The organism is Amycolatopsis sp. 195334CR (assembly GCF_017309385.1).
In the GTDB taxonomy this organism is placed as follows: domain Bacteria; phylum Actinomycetota; class Actinomycetes; order Mycobacteriales; family Pseudonocardiaceae; genus Amycolatopsis.
Window position 1 is genome coordinate 2,925,907 of sequence record NZ_JAFJMJ010000002.1, and the last position, 15,364, is coordinate 2,941,270.

The window sequence follows — 15,364 nt, forward strand, 5'->3', positions numbered from 1 at the left end:
CGCTCTACCGCTCAGCGGGAGGTCCCCCTCGCAGACCTCCGTCCTACCTCACAGCCAACCGGAGCCGACCGTGTTGCCACACGGTGCGACGGGTGCCCAGCTGGCCGACCCGTTCGTCGGGTCGGTGTGGTGCCACCAGCGGAGGATGCCTGCCTGGTCGGCGGCGTAGATCCGGCCGTTGCCGGCCGCGAGAACGGTCTGGTAGTTGCAGGTCCCCTCGACCCAGCCCGACCCGATGGCCGCCCCGCTGCCGCCGGCCCACCCGACGCCCGCCCCGTCGTCCGGCGTGAGATACCGGTACCACCGCAGCGATCCGTCGTGGCCGACGGGGTAGAGCACCCCGTTGGACGCGGTGATCGAACGGAACGTGTGCCAGCCCGCTCCGATGACCTTGCCGGAGTTCGGTGCCCAGGAACCGCCGGCGCCAGGCGTTCCGCGATACCGGTACCAGTACAGGGTGCCGGTCCAGGAGACGCCGTAGATGACCCCCGCGCCGGCGGAGATGACGAACTTGAAGGAGTTCCACCCGGTGCCGACAAGCGCGCCGCTGGCCGCGGCGAACCCCTGGTCGGTGTCGTAGCGGTACCACTGCATGTCGCCGTTCGGGCGGACACCGAACAGGGTCCGGTCCGCGGCGACGAGCTTGTCGAAGTTCTGGAACCCGGCGCCCGCGGTGAACGCGGATTCCCAGCTCGGCGTGCCCGAGGACCAGCCGGTGTGCTGGTACCAGCTCAGTGCCCCGTCGTCGGCGACGATGTTCAACCGGCCCGCCTGACCGGACACGACGTCGTTGGCGAGCTTCGCGTAGCGGATGGGGGTGTAGGAGTTGACCTTGGCCTGGGACCAGACGGCCGTCCGGGTCCGGTCGACCGCCCCGGTCTGCTCGTACACCAACGCGCCGGTGGAGACCCATGCCACGAACAGGGCGGCGTGGTCGTTGTTGGGGTTGCTGTCCTCGATGTGCAGCAGCAGTGCGTCGCCCGGCGCGAGCTGCGACTGGGTGATCGAGACGGTCCGCCCGCTGGAGTGCGCCGGTCGCAGGTTGCCCGTGTACCAGGCGTTCCCCTGGCCACCCATCCCCCAGGCCATGGCCAGGAACCCGGAGCAGTCCTGCCGGTACGAGCCATAACTGTTGCTGTGGCAGGAATTCTGCGAGTACGGCACGTATTCGCCGTGATAGTTGATCGGGTCGGCACCGGGGTCGACGTGGGCCAGCCACGACCGTGCCCGGCGCAGCACCTCGCTGCGGGACGGCACGAGATCGTTGCCGTTGTCCTGGCAGGCCGCCTGGACCCCGGCATCCGGTGCGGCGGCCGCGGTGGCCCCACAGCCCGTCAGGCCCGCTGCCACCACCGCGGCTGTGACGATGATCGTGGTCAGTCGTCTCATCATTCCCTCCTCGTCCGAGCGGCACCCGACGTCGCACACCACCCGCACAGGAGCGTCCCGTGCACAGGGGGCGGTGCGACAGGTCCACGACCGGCCGCTGACCGGCACCTTGGAAGAACGGCTCGATCACCAGGTCAGGTCTGGCCGATTCCACCGTCGACGGGGAGGTCGATCCCGCTGATGAAGCTCGAGTCCGCGGAAGCGAGGAAGAGCGCCGCCGTGGCGATCTCGTGCTCGGCGCCGAGGCGGCCCACGGGTACCCGCGCGGCGATCTGTTCCTTGAATCCCGGCGGGAGGTCGGCGAACGCCGGGGTGTCGATCGCGGCGGGACTGAGGACGTTGACGCGGATCCCCCGCTCCCTCAGGTCGGTGGTCCAGGTCCGGGCGAACGACCGCAGCGCCGCCTTGCTCGCGGCGTAGACCGTCGTCCCCGGATCGCCCTTCTCCGCGGCACCCGACCCGATGAGCACGATCGAAGCGCCATCGGACAGCAACGGCAAGAGCTTCTGCACGGTGAAGAACGTCCCGCGCACGTTCACCCCGAACACCGCGTCGAACGACTCCTCGGTCACCTCACCGATCGTCTCGTTCCACGTCCAGACCCCGGCGCTCGCGACGAGCACGTCGACCCGGCCCAGTTCGGCCGCCACGACCTCGGCCAGTCGGACCACGTCGGCGATCTCACCGACGTCACCGACCACACCGGTCACGTCGTGGCCGATCGCGGCCACCGCCGCGTCCAGCCGGTCCTGGCGCCGGCCGGTGATGACCACGTGCGCCCCCTCCGCGACGAACACCTTCGCCGTCTCCAGTGCCAGTCCGGAGGTCGCCCCGGTGATCACCGCGACCTTGCCGCCGAGCTTCGCCATGCCACTCCCCTGCGGCAAAAATGATGGTGCTCTCATTTTCCGTTCCCCGCTGAGCGTACGGAAAAATGAGAGCACTCTCAAAGTTGAGACATGTCACATTTTGTTAGGGTGACCCGCATGCCCGCCAGCAAGAACCCACCCACTCGCCGGGACGCCCACCGCAACCGCGAGCGGCTTCTCGAAAGCGCCCGGCACGCGTTCGCCGAACGAGGCGCCCAGGCCGCCCTCGACGGCATCGCCCGGGAGGCGGGACTGGTGACCGGCACCCTCTACCGGCACTTCCCGACACGCCTGGACCTGCTGTGGGCCGTGCTCGAACCGAAACTGCACCGCCTGCTCGACGAGGTACGGGCCCTGCCCGAACTGGAGGACCCGTGGGAGGCGTTTCGCAGCCTGCTGGAAGTCCTGTGTTCCGCCCAGGCCGAAGATCGGGCGTTCGGCGACTTCCTGGCGAAGCGGTTTCCCGGCGACGACCGCACCGAAGCCGTGCACGGCGAGATCTGCGCACTCGCACAACGCGTTCTGGAGCGGGCGCAGGAAGCCGGTGCCGTGCGCTCGGACGTCACCGGCGCGGACCTCTTCCTGTTGTTCTGGGCAAGCGGCCGAGTCGCCGAGGCCACGCGGCACGTGGCCCCGTCGATGTGGCGGCGACACGTTTATCTGGCGCTGGACGGGTTCCGGGCCTCGAACCGGCTCGACCTGCAAGAGCCCGCGTGGGACGCGGACCAGCTCCACCGGGCGATGGCCGTGCCCGGGAAGCACGGAGCGGAGCTGCCTGAACTTCGTTAAGGTGTCCTCCGTGGGAAAGGGCATCACCAAGGAACGGATCGTCGCGGCGGCGCTCGAGTTGCTCAACGACAAGGGCATGGACGCACTGACCGTCCGTGCGCTCGCGACGAGGCTTGGTGTGCAGGCACCGGCGCTGTACTGGCACGTGCGCAACAAACAGGAACTGCTCGACGAGATGAGCACGTTCGTCATGCGCCGGGTCACGGATGCACTGTCGGCCGTCCCGCCGGACGCCGGCTGGCGGGCCAACCTCGCCGACTACGGCCACATCCTGCGCGCGGAATACCTGGGCTACCGGGACGGAGCCCGCATCTTCAGCGGCACGCGCTTGTCCGATCCGGACGTGGTGAAAGCCAAGGAGACCTGGCTCGCGCGGTTCATCGAGGCCGGTTTCACCCTCGCCGACGCCGACGACGCCCTCGATGTGGTCACCGCGTTCGTCGTCGGCTACGTCATCGAGGAACAGGAACGGGCGCAGTCGGACGAGACCGCACCAGGTCGTTACTCGCTCGCCGAACGCGATGCCTGGCTGGGCGAAGGGGCCGATCTGGTCAAGGCCGCGGGTCGCCTGCGCGATGACCACGACACCCGGTTCGAGCGGCACCTCGACGTCGTCCTCGACGGACTCGCGGCCCGGCAGCAACGCTGACGCTCGTCGCGGACGACGACCGCGCGATTCCCAAGTCCCTGGACCGCACGACTTCTGTCTCGTTGCTGACTCCACCGGCGTGTTGACCCACTGAGGTTCGCCGGGCGTCCTTTGCCGCGGTTGACTCCTTAACAAAGTTCAGGCACGGTGGGTGCCAGCAGAGATTAACTTTGTTAAGGAGTCGGCCGTCCGCTGCGGTCCTGATCGGCGCCGCGGAAAGAAGCCCTCGATGCGGCCGGGTGTTCCCGGCTGCCGCTACCTGGAGAGAACTCATGGTGCAAGGCACGTCGCTAGTGCGCCCGCCGGACGTCGCGGAAGGCAGGTGGAGCGGCCGGCTGGTCGGCTGGCTGACCATCCTCGTCGGGGCGAACCTGTTGGCCGACCTGGTCATCGTCGCCCCGCTGCTGGCGTTGCCGGACATGATGCGGCACTTCGAGACCGACCAGGCCGCGTGGCTCAACTCGAGCGCGATGCTGGCGGGCGCGATGTGGGCGCCGCTGCTCGGGCGCACCGCCGACATCCACGGCAAGCGCCGGATCCTCGTGGTGACCATGCTCGTCACGCTGACGGGGTCACTGGTCTGCCTGATCGCGCCGAACGTCGCCGTCTTCGTGCTCGGGCGGTTCCTGCAGGGCGCGGTCATGGGGACGGTGCTGCTCACGGTGGCGATCACCCGCCAGCTCTGCACTCCGCGGGTCGGGATGACCGCCGTCGGGGTCGTCACCACGGGCGCGTCGGTACTGGGGATTCCCTCGATGCTCCTGCTGAACCCGGCGATCGACACCTTCGGCTACCGGAGCGTCTTCGTCGCCGCCACCGCTCTCGCGATGGTCTGCGCGGTCGCCGTGCGACTCTTCGTCCCGGAACCGCCGATCCGCTCCGGTGGGTCGGTCGACGTCGCCGGGGCGCTGCTGCTCGGTGCCGGTCTGGTCGCGGTGCTCGGTGCCGTCAGCATGGCCCCGGACCTGGGCTGGGCGAACCCGGGCCTGCTGGCCGCGCTGGCCGGCGGCGTCCTCGCGCTGGCCGCCGGGGTGCGGCACGTGCTGCGGGTCCGCGAACCGATCGTCGACCTGCGCGGGCACAGCCGGTCGCTGGCGACAACGCTGGGCGCGGTGGCGCTCACGGCGGGCTCGGTGCAGGCCATGCTGCAGCTGATGAGCCTCGTCGCGGAGGTGCCGCCCGAGCTCGGCCTCGGTTACGGCCTCGGCGGTGGCGACGTGGTGCTCGCGTTGTTCGTGCTGTCCGCGATCGGGATCATGATCGGCGGTCCGGTGTCCGGTGTGCTCGCGTCCCGGATCGGCCCGACGCGCACGCTGCTCGCCGGGATCGCGGTGGGCACGCTGGCCACGTTCGGGATGCTCACGGGTATCTCGGTGCTGCCGGTCGGGCTCGCCTGCGCCACCCTGCTCGGCGTGGCCGCCGGCGCGGGCATCGCCTCCAGTTTCAACCTCGCGACCGTGATGACACCGCCCGAGCACCACGGTGCCATCGGCAGCCTGGTGGCGGTCGTGCTCAGCGTCGGGTCAGTCGTGCTCAACGTCCTCGGCGTGATGGTGCTCAACGCGACGGCCACCGACACGCTCGTCGCGGACGTCGCCGCGAACTCCCTGGCCGGGGTGCGGCTCTACATCCTGATGGGCGGCGCGGCGCTCGTCGCGGCCGCGGTGCTCGCGACGGTGCGGGTGCGCAGGCGCGACTCACAGGTCGCCGCACCCCGCCGCGGCCACGCCGTCGTCGTCGTGCCGGACTGAGCCATCCCACAAAAACGTGATCGTAGAAAGGAAAGCCATGCGGAAGAAGGCACTGGTGGTGGGGCTCGGCATCGCGGGAATGTCCGCGGCCATCGGGCTGCGCCAAGCCGGTTGGACGCCGGTGATCGTCGAACGGGCGCCCGAGCGGCGTACTGGGGGCTACTTCGTCGGGCTGTTCCCGCAGGGCCGGCAGGCCGCGGTCGACCTGGGGATCGACGGCCACCTGCACACCCGCAACCCGGAACGGGCGGCCGGCGCGAATTCGTGGTCGGTGAATCGCCGGGGTGGACGCAGGCCGGCTCTGGGATTCCTGGACCAGCCCGGCGAGCCCGCGGCGGTGCTGCGCGGTGACATCGAAGCCGCGCTGTGGCAGAGCATCACCGGTGTCGAGGTGCGGTTCGGGACCACTCCGGTCGAGATCACCGAAGGCGACGGCGGGGTGCGGGTCCTGCTCGAGAACGCCGGTGCGCGGTCCCGCGAGGACTTCGACCTCGTGGTCGGCGCGGACGGGATGCGCTCGAGCGTGCGCCGGCTCGTGTTCGGTCCGCACGAGGACTACCTGACCACGTGGAACGCGATGATCTGCGCCTTCCAACTGAAGGAGCAGGTGCCCTCGTACGCGGCGGATGACAGCATCATCGTCGCGCGCGCGAAGCGGGCGGTGTGGGTGTTCGGGCTCGCCGACCACGCGCCCACCGCGCTGCTGACCTACCGGACGAGGGACATCCAGGAGCAGTTCGGCGGGTCGCGGGTCGATCGGCTGCGCTCGGTCTTCTCGGGCATGGACGATCCCGTGGTGCGGCACGTCCTCGACTCCCTGGACCAGGCCCCTGACCACCTGTTCGACTCGGTGCACCAGGTGAAAATGCCCCGGTGGAGCAAGGGCCGGGTCGTGCTGGTGGGAGACGCGGCGTGGTGCATGAACCTCTACTCGGGCATGGGTGCCACGTCTTCGCTGCGCGGCGGAGCCGCACTGGGCGTGGCCCTGCGGGAGCACCCCGGCGACCTGGCCGCCGCGCTGGACGCCTGGGAGGCCGGACTGCGGCCGTTCATCACCAAGCACCAGCGCACCGCGCGGCTCAAGCAACAGATGTTCGTCCCGTCCAGCCGCCGGGCCGAGGCGCTGCGGTCGGCCCTCCTCGGTCTGGCCCGCCGGATCCGTGGCCGTCGGCGGGCGACGGGCGCCCAGCCCGTGGTCACTTCCCGCGCCATTCGTCCGCGTGCTCCGAGACGAACTGCTTGAAGGTGCGGGGCGGGCGGCCGGTCAGATCGAGCACCGTCGTGCTGACGCGGTCCTCCCGCCCGCGCCGGATCCCGTCCTCGACGGTCGCGAGGGCGGCGGCGAACTCGGCGGGCAGGCCCGCGGCCCGGTAAGCCGCGGCCTGCTCGTCCGGCTCGATCCGCCGTACCCGGATCCGGCGGCCGGTGTGGGCGGTGATGGCTTCCGCGGTGTCGCCGTAGCTCAGGCTCTCGGGCCCGGTGAGCAGGAAATCGCCACCCGCGGCGCGAACTTCGGGCTCCCCCAGCAAAGCCGCCGCGGAAGCCGCGATGTCCCGGACGTCGATCCAGCCCACCTTGCCGTCGCCTGCCGCGGTGCGGATCTCGCCGAGCCGGTGGATGCGCTCCCACAGCGGGTGCGGGGGCAGGAAGTTCTGCATGAACCCCGACGCACGCAGCACCACCCAGCCCGGCTCGGCCCGCACCTGTGCCGCCAGCTCCAGCGCGCTGGGCGCGTTCGGCAGGACGATGGCGGAACCGAGCAGCACGACCCGGCGCACACCGGACCGCCGGGCCCGGCGCAGGAACGGCCCGGCCAGGGGCAAGGGGTCGACGCTTTCGACCGGGGGAACCAGGAAGACACGATCCATGCCGCGCAGCGCGGCTTCGTGCGTACTCGGGTCCTCCCAAGCGAATCGGACCGCGTCGGGATCGAGGGCGGAAGGGCGCCGGCTCGCGATTCGCACCGGTACCCCCGCCCCGCGAAGCTGTTCGACGAGTGCCGATCCGGTCTTGCCGGTGCCTCCGGTCACGAGCACCCCGGTCACGAGACGTCGTCCCGGTCGAGCGAAGCGATCAGCTCGGGCAGCCGCCCGGTCGCGCGAGCCGTCGCCAGCGGGCTCCAATAGTCGCGGTACACCGTGATCCGGTCCTCGCGCACGGTCAGCACGACGACGTAATCCAGCCGGTAGCGCTCGCCGGTGCGCACCGCGCGGCCCTCGGCCGTCCACTCGATCACGGCGGTATCCGCGTCGTCGGTCGGTCGCACGGTGAGCGCGGCGACTTCCCGCATATCCAGCAGTTCCGGGTATCCGGCAAGGTAACCGCGAACTTCTTCGCGCCCCGTCAGGCGCCGCGGCGCATCGCCGTCGGCGAAGGGGAACTCCGCGATGCCGTCCGCCGCCCAAAGATCCGCGACAGCGTCCATCTCCTTCTTCAGCATCAGGTCGAGCAGACGCCGGAAAACTTCCTCCGGTGCACCGGGCACGTCATCCTCCTCGGGAATTCTGCTTGCCGGACCAGCGTGCCCAGCCGGCGAGCACCCGAGGAACCCACGCTTCAGCCCCGGACTGTCAGGGGGAGGCTGAGCCGGAATCCGCGTGGAAGGATGGCGGCGTGTCCGGACAAGAGCTCGCCGATTTCCTCCGCCGCCGCCGGGAGAACCTGCGACCGGAAACCACCGGGCGGGCGCACGGACCGGGCCAGCGCCCCCGGCGGACCCCCGGTCTGCGCCGCGAGGAGGTGGCGGCCTGGGCGCAGGTGTCGGTCAGCTACTACGAACGGCTGGAGCAGGCACGCGCCTCCCGCCCGTCTCCGCAGGTGCTCGACGCGCTGGCGACGGCCCTCCAGCTCACCGGCGCGGAGCGCGAGCACCTGGCCAGGCTGGCCGGCCAGATCCTGCCCGACGCGCACAGCGAGCCCGAGCCGATCCCCGATGGCGCGCGTGCGCTCCTCGACCGGCTCGGCACCATTCCGGCCTACCTCGTGAACAGCAGGCAGGACATCGTCGCCTGGAACCGCGCGGCGGTCGCCTTGATCACGGACTTCGGCCGGTTGGCACCCGGCGAGCGCAACGCCGTCCGGCTCGCCCTGCGGCTGGCCGGCACCCTGTGCGACGCCGCCCCGAAGGCGGAAGCGACGTTCGCGCGGCAGTCCGCCTCGCACTTGCGCACCGCCGCGCTGAAGCACCCCGCCGACCGCGCGCTGGCCGAGCTGATCAACGAGTTCGCCGCCCACGACGCCGATTTCGCCGCCGGCTGGCGTGACCACGACGTGCGCCCCATCCCCGCCGTCCGCAAGCGGGTGAAGCACCCGGTGCTGGGAGAACTGGAGCTGGATCGGACCACCCTGCTGTTCCCGGGTGCCGGGCACACCCTGGTGATGTACACGGCCGAGCCGGGCAGCCCCAGCGCCACCGCCCTCGAGCGGATCAGCTGACGAAAGCGCGCAAGGCCCGCGGCGTGGACCTCACGCCCGCGACTCCGGGCGGCCGAGGGTGGCCCGGACCGTCGTGGCACTGGCGCTGGGCCCGGAGACGGCCCGGAACCGGATCGGCCGCGAGCAGGCAGCCCAGCTGTCCGAGGTCCGGTGACGGTGGCGCGTGCCCTGCCCTCACTGTGCGGACGAGGCGCCGGGTTACCGGGCGGTGGTGGAGCGGTCGGGCAGAGCGGGCCCACCGCTCCGCTCCCCCGCGCTCGCCTGCCGCAACAGGGCGATGGCCGCCTCCGACGGTGACCCGGCGGGCGTCGTGCACACCACGACGGACTGCCCCGGCGAACGCGCCAGGACGAGGGTCTGCTGGGTGACCGTCACCGTGCCGACCACCGGATGGTGCAGCTCGTAGGTGTCGGCGTCGCACGGCGTCACCCGGTGGTCACCCCACAACGCCACGAATTCCGGGCTCTTCATCGTCAGCTCGCCGATCAGCTCGGCGAGCAGCCGGTCCTCCGGATGACGGCCGACGGCGATCCGCAGATTGCCCACCACCGCGCGCACCTTGCCCCGCCAGTCCCCGTAGAGCTCCCGGCAGTGTGGGTCCAGGAACAGCATCCGGCTCATGTTCGGCCGGGCCGCGGGGTCCTCCGTGCTCAGCGGGTCGAGGTGGCCGGCGAGCAGGGCGTGGCCGAGCGGGTTCCACGCCAGCACGTCCGTGCGCCGGCCGAGGACGAGCGCCGGGACGCCGTCCAAGGAGCGCAGCAGGTCCCGCGTCTCGTCGGCGAGCTTCTCGGGGCGGGGCCTTCGCGCCCGCGGTACCCGGCGGGCGGCCCCGGCGAGGCGTTCCAGGTGGTCCCGCTCGTGGTCGTCGAGCAGCAGGGCGCCGGCGATCGCCTGGAGCACCTCCGCCGACGCGCCACGGGACAGGCCCTGTTCGAGCCGGGTGTAGTAGGACACGCTGACCCCCGCCAGCTGCGCCAGCTCCTCCCGGCGCAGCCCGGCCACCCGCCGGCGCGGCCCGAGGTCGCGGAGGCCCACGTCTTCCGGGCGCAGCCTGGCCCGCCGTGCCTGCAGGAAGTCGCCGAGCGGGCCTGGTCCGTCCATCACTCCACTATCCACGCCCGCGGCACCGCCCAGCCAGCCCCTGCCAGGGGCAGGACAGGGCGGGACTGGTTGGTGCGCGCGGACGCGATCAGGCTCGGCCTGGCCGGGGCGACCCGCGACCAACGAGGAGTGAGCATGGAGCAGATCGAACTGGGCGACGTCACCGTCACCCGCGTCAAGGAGTACTACGGCTCGGTCGAGATGGGCCCCGCGGATTTCTTCCCCGAGAGCCCCGATGACGCCTGGGACGCACACCAGAGCTGGCTCGCCCCGGACTTCCTGGACGCCGGCACCGGCGAATGCCGCTCGGCCATCCAGACCTGGCTGCTGCGCAGCGAAGGCCGCACGATCCTCGTCGACACCGGGGTCGGCAACCACAAGGACCGCCCCTACGCGCCCGTCTGGAGCCGGCTGTCCACGAACTACCTGGACAACCTCGCCACCGCCGGGGTCCGGCCCGAAGACGTCGACATCGTCGTCAACACCCACCTGCACATCGACCACGTGGGCTGGAACACCTTCCTCGACGGCCGGACCTGGGTGCCGACCTTCCCGAACGCCACGTACCTGATGCCGCGGCGGGACTTCGACTTCTGGAACCCGGCCAACAACCACGAACCGGTGCTGGGCCGCGGCAACCAGAACGTTTTCGAGGACAGCGTCGCCCCGGTGCACGAAGCCGGGCTGACCCACCTGTGGGACGGCTCGTACCGGATCGACCGGAACCTCCGGCTGGATCTCGCGCCCGGCCACACCCCGGGGTCGTCCGTGCTGACCCTGGCGTCGGGCGGTGACCGCGCGCTGTTCGTCGGCGATCTGGTGCACAACCCGCTGCAGCTCGTGGAGCCGGAGACCAACTCCTGCTTCTGCGAGGACCCGGCCGAGGCCAGGGCGACCCGCCACAAGCTCCTCGGCCGCGCGGCCGAGGACAACACGCTGGTCTTCCCGGCTCACTTCGGTGGCCAGGGCGGTGCCGTGGTCGAGCGCGCCGGGTCGAAGTTCGCCATCAAGGAGTGGGCGGGCTTCTCCCGCATCGCCTGAGCCCGCCAGTCACCGAGAGAGGGAGCTTTCCCGTGCCCCAGCAGGCAGATCCGATCGTCGAGACCCCGGCGGGCACCGTGCGTGGTGTTCGTGACCGCTTCGGCGAGCTCTACCGCGCCGTCCCGTACGCGGCGGCACCCACCGGCGCCGGCCGGTTCGCGCCACCGGCGGCCCACCCGGGCTGGTCCGGTGTCCGGGACGCCACCGCACCGTCGCCGACCGCACCGCAGCCGGCCCGCGACTTCGGGCGGCTCGACATGAGCCCCTACTTCGGCCCGGGCTGGGTGCGCGGCGAGGAGTACCTGACCGTCGACGTCCGCACGCCCGGCGCGGACGGTGGGCAGCGGCCGGTCATGGTCTTCGTGCACGGCGGCGGGTTCGTCACCGGCTCCACCCGCGCCGCGCTCTACGACGGCCGGGCGTTCGCCCGTGACGGCGTGGTGCTGGTGACGGTGAACTACCGCGTCGGCATCCCCGGTTTCCTCGACCTGGAGGGTGCCCCCGCCAACCGCGGGCTGCTCGACGTCCTCGCCGCGCTCGGCTGGGTGCGGGACGCGATCGCCGCCTTCGGTGGAGATCCCGAGAACGTCACGGTGTTCGGCCAGTCCGCGGGTGCCACCATCACCGGAGCGCTACTGGCGACGCCGGAAGCCAAGGGGTTGTTCCGGCGCGCGATCGTCCAGAGCGGCAGCGGCACCGGCGCGTTCACCCCCGAGCAGGCGCAGCGGGTCACGGCCGTGGCCGCGCGGGCGCTGGGCGTGCCGCCCACCGCGGCGGCGTTCGCCGAGATCCCGGACGAGCGGTTCCTCGAGATCCTGCCGGAGCTCGCGGGGATCGACCTGCGGACCGCGACGGCCACGGACCCGCTCGTCGAGCTGAGCCCGTTCTCCCTGGTCCTGCCCGTGCAGCCGGCCGACGCACTGGCGGCGGGGCCGGCTGGCGAGGTCGACCTGCTCATCGGCACCAACACCGAGGAGGGCCACCTCTACCTGGTACCGCAGGGCAAGCTGGAATCGTCCACGGACGACGACGTGCTCGCCGTCGCGGCGAAGGTCGGCGCGGACCCCGCCGCCGTGGTCGCCGCCCAGCGGGCCGCCCGGCCGGGGGCGACCCCGGGCGAGCTGCGCTCCGCGGTGCTGGGCGAAGGCCTCTTCGGGGCCGGTACCGCGCGGCTGGCCGAGGCCCACGCCCGGCTGTCCGGTGGCCGTACCCACGCCTATTCGTTCGGCTACCGCTCGACGGCGTTGGACGGGCGGCTGGGCGCCACGCACACGGTGGAGCTGCCCTTCGTCTTCGACATCGCCGACGAACCGCGGCTGCACGGCGACACCGGTCTGCTCGGCCCCGACCCGGCGCCCGCCGGGCTCGCGGCACGCGTGCACGGCGCCTGGGTCGCCTTCGCCACCCACGGCGACCCCGGCTGGGCCGCGTACGACCCGCAGCGGCCCCAGGCGGAAGTCCTGGCAGCCGCGTGTCACCTGACGTGAACGGCCTCGCCGACGAACTCTCCCAACAGGTAGAGCCGAAACGATGGCGATCTCATCTGCGAAACGGCCCGCGCCGAGGCTGGCTCCGAGTCCCGCGCGGGCCGCACCGTCCGTGCCGAGAATGTCGGAGACGAACTCTTCGACATCGAACGACGAGCCGGTTGCGACGAAGCACCCGGCGACCGACTTCGCCTCGGGCTCGGAGACGCGGTCGTTGAACAGCGCGGCCATGGCCGGGTTCGGCAAGAACGCCTCTGCCAGTTGATGTCGAGTTCCCGCAGGAAGCCGGTAAGTACGGCCACATATCCCGGCAGTGAGTAGTCGTCAGGATGCTGAGCCGGGCCGGAATGCCCGTGCCCCGGCAAATCCAGCGCAAAGCAGCGGAACCGCCGCCCGAGCGTCGTCGTCAGCCGAGCTTTCAGGTAGGCGATTTTCGTTTCGCCGACAAGCACGTTGCGCCGATCCACTGAGCACCTCTCATTTCGACCGGGCTCTGGACCCTAGCCACGAAGGCGGACGGGCAGCGAGGTGACACCGCGCTGGAAGTCGGATCGCCGTGCGACGTCGCCGGCCGGGATCGCCAGGTCCAGCTCGGGGAAACTGGTCATCAGCGCGGTGAAGGCAACCTCTCCCTGCACACGGGCCAGCGGCGCGCCGATGCAGTGGTGGATGCCGTACCCGAAACCCAGGTGCTGGCTGCGCGGCCGGTCCAACCGCAACTCGTCGGCCGCCGGGAACCGGGTGGCGTCCCGGTTGGCCTCCGCCAGGCTGACCAGCACCAGCGAACCCGCCGGAATGGTTCGACCACCGAGCTCGAAGGTCGCGGTGGCGCGGCGCTGCGTCGTGACGGCGATCGGCGGCTCGAACCGGACGAACTCTTCGACGGCGGTCGGCAGCAATTCGGGCTCGCCACGGAGCCGGGTCCACCGGCCCCGGTCCTCGAGCAGTGCCAGCACCCCGTTGCCGATCAGGTTGACCGTGGTTTCGTAACCAGCGATCACCAGCATGAACACCATCGACGTCAGCTCGTCATCGGACAGCCGATCACCCTCATCGCGTACCGCGACCAGACCACTCACGAGGTCGTCGCCGGGACTCGCGGCCCGGTCGGCCAGCATGGCCCGGATCCGCACCAGGAGTTCGGCCAGCGCGCCGGGCAGCTCGTCCTGCCGGGCCGCGCCGGCCGCGATGATCGCGGACCACTCGCGGAACGCGGTGCGATCCTCGACCGGCACCCCGAGCAGCTCGCAGATGACCTGCAGGGGCAACGGGTTGGCGAACACCTCGATCAGATCGACCGTCTCGTGGCCGGTGATCGCATCGAGCAGCTCGGTGGCGATCTGGTCGATGCGCGGACGCAGGTCTTCGACGCGGCTCGGGGTGAACACGGCCGAGACCAGCCGACGCAGTCGCGTGTGGTCCGGCGGGTCGAGGAACAACATCTGGCGCAGCATGGCACTGGTGAGCTCCGGCGTCAGACCGACCTCCGCGGCCGTGAGCACTTTGGACAGACGCCGCTCCGACAGCGCCTGCCGGGCGGCGTCGTAACCGGTGACCAACCAGCCCCGCGAACCGTCTGGCAGTGCGATCTCACGAACACCGTGAGCCTGGTCCCCGGTCATTCCACCCCCCGCACGTCGTCCACCTCGGAAGTACTGGTGCCGCTCGTCAACGGCCACGAAGCCACCGGCACTCCACCAATATTGCCCTTCCACACTCCCGTTTTCCCAGGGGACGCCGTCACCTGTGTGAACGGCACCTCGCTGGGTGCTCGACGAGGCCGCACCATCGGACGGGTGAGGGAAACCACGTTCTACCGAGCTTTCGCCGTTCTACCCGACCTCGAGAACTGGTTCGGGTTCTTCAACCAGATCGGTGTCATGCCGACCGTCGCGGAGGGGGTCAAGTGAAGGCGACCAGGCTGTCCGGCTACGGCGCACCACCCGTGCTCGACGAGGTGGCGGACCCGAAGCCCGGCCGGAACGAGGTGCTCGTCCGGGTGGCCGGCGCGGCGGTCAACCCGTTGGACCTCAAGATCGCCGCCGGCTACCTGCGGGACTTCTTCCCGGTGGAGTTCCCGTACACCCTCGGCACGGACGTCGCGGGCTCTGTCGTCGAAGTGGGAGCCGACGTCGGCGACCGGGCGGTCGGTGACGCGGTGGTCGCCCGTCTCGACCCGTCGACCGGTGGGGCGTTCGCCGAGCTGGCGGTCGTCCCGGCCGACCAGATCGTCCCGGCGCCGACGACGATCCCGCTGTCCCTGGCGGCCGGGGCGGTGACGTCCGCCGCCACCGCCCTGCAGGCGCTCACCGAGGTCGCCGGCGTTCGGCCCGGTCACACCGTCCTGGTGCACGCGGGCGCGGGTGGGGTCGGGAGCTTCGCCGTGCAGATCGCCCGGCGACTCGGCGCGCGGGTCGTCACCACCGTCTCGAAGGCAGGAGCCGACCTGGCCGCGGAACTGGGCGCCCACCAGGTGATCGACTACCGCGAACAGGACTTCGGCTCCGCGGTCGCCGACGTCGACGTCGTCATCGACACGGTCGGCGGCGCCGTCGAGGCGCGCTCCCTCGACGTGCTTCGCCCGGGCGGCCTGCTTGTCGCCGTGTCAGGACCTCCCGAGGTGGAACGGGCCGCCGCACGCGGTTTGCGCGCGGAGTTCGTCTTCCACGCCTCGGACGCCACCCGGCTCGCCCGGGTGATGTCGCTGATCGACGACGGGCTGCGGGTCGCCGTGGACAGCCGGTACGCCCTCGACCACGCCGCGGCGGCGCTGGAGTACCTCACCGACGGGCACGCCAAGGGAAAGGTCATCCTGACCGCGGGTTCAGTGGGGTGACAGGGGACGGCATCCCC

General features: G+C 71.2%; 15 protein-coding genes. 9 read left to right on the plus strand and 6 right to left on the minus strand.

Annotated elements, in window-relative coordinates:
• Window positions 1–48 precede the first annotated feature (48 nt).
• Entirely contained in the window at window positions 49–1,389 is a 1,341-nt protein-coding gene (locus JYK18_RS36440; protein ID WP_206807948.1) for a tachylectin-related carbohydrate-binding protein, read from the minus strand.
• A gap of 134 nt (window positions 1,390–1,523) precedes the next feature.
• Window positions 1,524–2,258 (minus strand): SDR family oxidoreductase, encoded by a 735-nt coding sequence (locus tag JYK18_RS36445; RefSeq protein WP_206807949.1) that lies wholly within the window; start codon window positions 2,256–2,258, stop codon window positions 1,524–1,526.
• Window positions 2,259–2,375: 117 nt separating this feature from the next.
• Between JYK18_RS36445 and JYK18_RS36450 the strand changes: the two genes are divergently transcribed.
• The 4 genes from JYK18_RS36450 to JYK18_RS36465 all read left to right on the plus strand — a co-directional run bounded on the left by JYK18_RS36450 (window position 2,376) and on the right by JYK18_RS36465 (window position 6,690).
• Window positions 2,376–3,047 carry a TetR/AcrR family transcriptional regulator gene (locus JYK18_RS36450; protein WP_206807950.1) on the plus strand — a complete coding sequence of 224 codons (672 nt, stop codon included), beginning with the start codon at window positions 2,376–2,378 and terminating at the stop codon, window positions 3,045–3,047.
• Window positions 3,048–3,057: 10 nt separating this feature from the next.
• A complete protein-coding gene (locus tag JYK18_RS36455) occupies window positions 3,058–3,696 on the plus strand; it encodes a TetR/AcrR family transcriptional regulator C-terminal domain-containing protein (RefSeq protein WP_307796210.1) in 639 nt (212 codons plus the stop codon).
• 272 nt (window positions 3,697–3,968) lie between these two features.
• Window positions 3,969–5,447 carry an MFS transporter gene (locus tag JYK18_RS36460; protein WP_206807952.1) on the plus strand — a complete coding sequence of 493 codons (1,479 nt, stop codon included), beginning with the start codon at window positions 3,969–3,971 and terminating at the stop codon, window positions 5,445–5,447.
• A gap of 37 nt (window positions 5,448–5,484) precedes the next feature.
• Window positions 5,485–6,690 carry an FAD-dependent monooxygenase gene (locus JYK18_RS36465; protein WP_206807953.1) on the plus strand — a complete coding sequence of 402 codons (1,206 nt, stop codon included), beginning with the start codon at window positions 5,485–5,487 and terminating at the stop codon, window positions 6,688–6,690.
• Here the strand turns inward: JYK18_RS36465 and JYK18_RS36470 are convergent.
• A complete protein-coding gene (locus JYK18_RS36470; RefSeq protein ID WP_206807954.1) occupies window positions 6,644–7,492 on the minus strand; it encodes an NAD(P)H-binding protein in 849 nt (282 codons plus the stop codon). The genes JYK18_RS36465 and JYK18_RS36470 overlap by 47 nt on opposite strands.
• Window positions 7,489–7,932: a nuclear transport factor 2 family protein gene (locus JYK18_RS36475; RefSeq protein WP_206807955.1), complete on the minus strand. Its 444-nt coding sequence runs from the start codon at window positions 7,930–7,932 to the stop codon at window positions 7,489–7,491. The genes JYK18_RS36470 and JYK18_RS36475 overlap by 4 nt, the downstream gene beginning before the upstream one ends.
• Window positions 7,933–8,060: 128 nt before the next feature.
• Here JYK18_RS36475 and JYK18_RS36480 point away from each other — a divergent pair, with 128 nt between their 5' ends.
• On the plus strand, window positions 8,061–8,882 hold the full coding sequence (locus JYK18_RS36480) for a helix-turn-helix transcriptional regulator (RefSeq protein WP_206807956.1): 822 nt from the start codon (window positions 8,061–8,063) through the stop codon (window positions 8,880–8,882).
• A 198-nt stretch (window positions 8,883–9,080) separates the two neighbouring features.
• Here JYK18_RS36480 and JYK18_RS36485 read toward each other — a convergent pair whose 3' ends face one another.
• The gene (locus tag JYK18_RS36485; protein ID WP_206807957.1) at window positions 9,081–9,983 is read right to left on the minus strand and encodes a helix-turn-helix domain-containing protein; all 903 of its coding nucleotides are present in this window, start codon (window positions 9,981–9,983) and stop codon (window positions 9,081–9,083) included.
• A gap of 135 nt (window positions 9,984–10,118) precedes the next feature.
• On the opposite strand from JYK18_RS36485, the gene JYK18_RS36490 reads away from it, so the two are divergent.
• Complete coding sequence (locus JYK18_RS36490; protein ID WP_206807958.1) at window positions 10,119–11,024, plus strand: MBL fold metallo-hydrolase; 906 nt, start codon at window positions 10,119–10,121, stop codon at window positions 11,022–11,024.
• A 32-nt stretch (window positions 11,025–11,056) separates the two neighbouring features.
• Window positions 11,057–12,511 carry a carboxylesterase/lipase family protein gene (locus tag JYK18_RS36495; RefSeq protein ID WP_206807959.1) on the plus strand — a complete coding sequence of 485 codons (1,455 nt, stop codon included), beginning with the start codon at window positions 11,057–11,059 and terminating at the stop codon, window positions 12,509–12,511.
• A gap of 500 nt (window positions 12,512–13,011) precedes the next feature.
• Here JYK18_RS36495 and JYK18_RS36500 read toward each other — a convergent pair whose 3' ends face one another.
• Window positions 13,012–14,133 carry a cytochrome P450 gene (locus tag JYK18_RS36500; protein ID WP_206807960.1) on the minus strand — a complete coding sequence of 374 codons (1,122 nt, stop codon included), beginning with the start codon at window positions 14,131–14,133 and terminating at the stop codon, window positions 13,012–13,014.
• 36 nt (window positions 14,134–14,169) lie between these two features.
• On the opposite strand from JYK18_RS36500, the gene JYK18_RS36505 reads away from it, so the two are divergent.
• Both JYK18_RS36505 and JYK18_RS36510 read left to right on the plus strand, forming a co-directional pair.
• Entirely contained in the window at window positions 14,170–14,421 is a 252-nt protein-coding gene (locus tag JYK18_RS36505) for a hypothetical protein (protein ID WP_206807961.1), read from the plus strand.
• Window positions 14,418–15,347 carry an NADP-dependent oxidoreductase gene (locus JYK18_RS36510; RefSeq protein ID WP_206807962.1) on the plus strand — a complete coding sequence of 310 codons (930 nt, stop codon included), beginning with the start codon at window positions 14,418–14,420 and terminating at the stop codon, window positions 15,345–15,347. The genes JYK18_RS36505 and JYK18_RS36510 overlap by 4 nt, the downstream gene beginning before the upstream one ends.
• Window positions 15,348–15,364: the final 17 nt, after the last annotated feature.

What these genes read in the sequence shown, in the direction of transcription:
- JYK18_RS36440 (WP_206807948.1), bottom strand. Translation starts at nt 1,389, where the DNA reads ATGAGACGACTGACCACGATCATCGTCACAGCCGCGGTGGTGGCAGCG.
- JYK18_RS36445 (WP_206807949.1), bottom strand. Translation starts at nt 2,258, where the DNA reads ATGGCGAAGCTCGGCGGCAAGGTCGCGGTGATCACCGGGGCGACCTCC.
- JYK18_RS36450 (WP_206807950.1), top strand. Translation starts at nt 2,376, where the DNA reads ATGCCCGCCAGCAAGAACCCACCCACTCGCCGGGACGCCCACCGCAAC.
- JYK18_RS36460 (WP_206807952.1), top strand. Translation starts at nt 3,969, where the DNA reads ATGGTGCAAGGCACGTCGCTAGTGCGCCCGCCGGACGTCGCGGAAGGC.
- JYK18_RS36465 (WP_206807953.1), top strand. Translation starts at nt 5,485, where the DNA reads ATGCGGAAGAAGGCACTGGTGGTGGGGCTCGGCATCGCGGGAATGTCC.
- JYK18_RS36485 (WP_206807957.1), bottom strand. Translation starts at nt 9,983, where the DNA reads ATGGACGGACCAGGCCCGCTCGGCGACTTCCTGCAGGCACGGCGGGCC.
- JYK18_RS36490 (WP_206807958.1), top strand. Translation starts at nt 10,119, where the DNA reads ATGGAGCAGATCGAACTGGGCGACGTCACCGTCACCCGCGTCAAGGAG.
- JYK18_RS36500 (WP_206807960.1), bottom strand. Translation starts at nt 14,133, where the DNA reads ATGACCGGGGACCAGGCTCACGGTGTTCGTGAGATCGCACTGCCAGAC.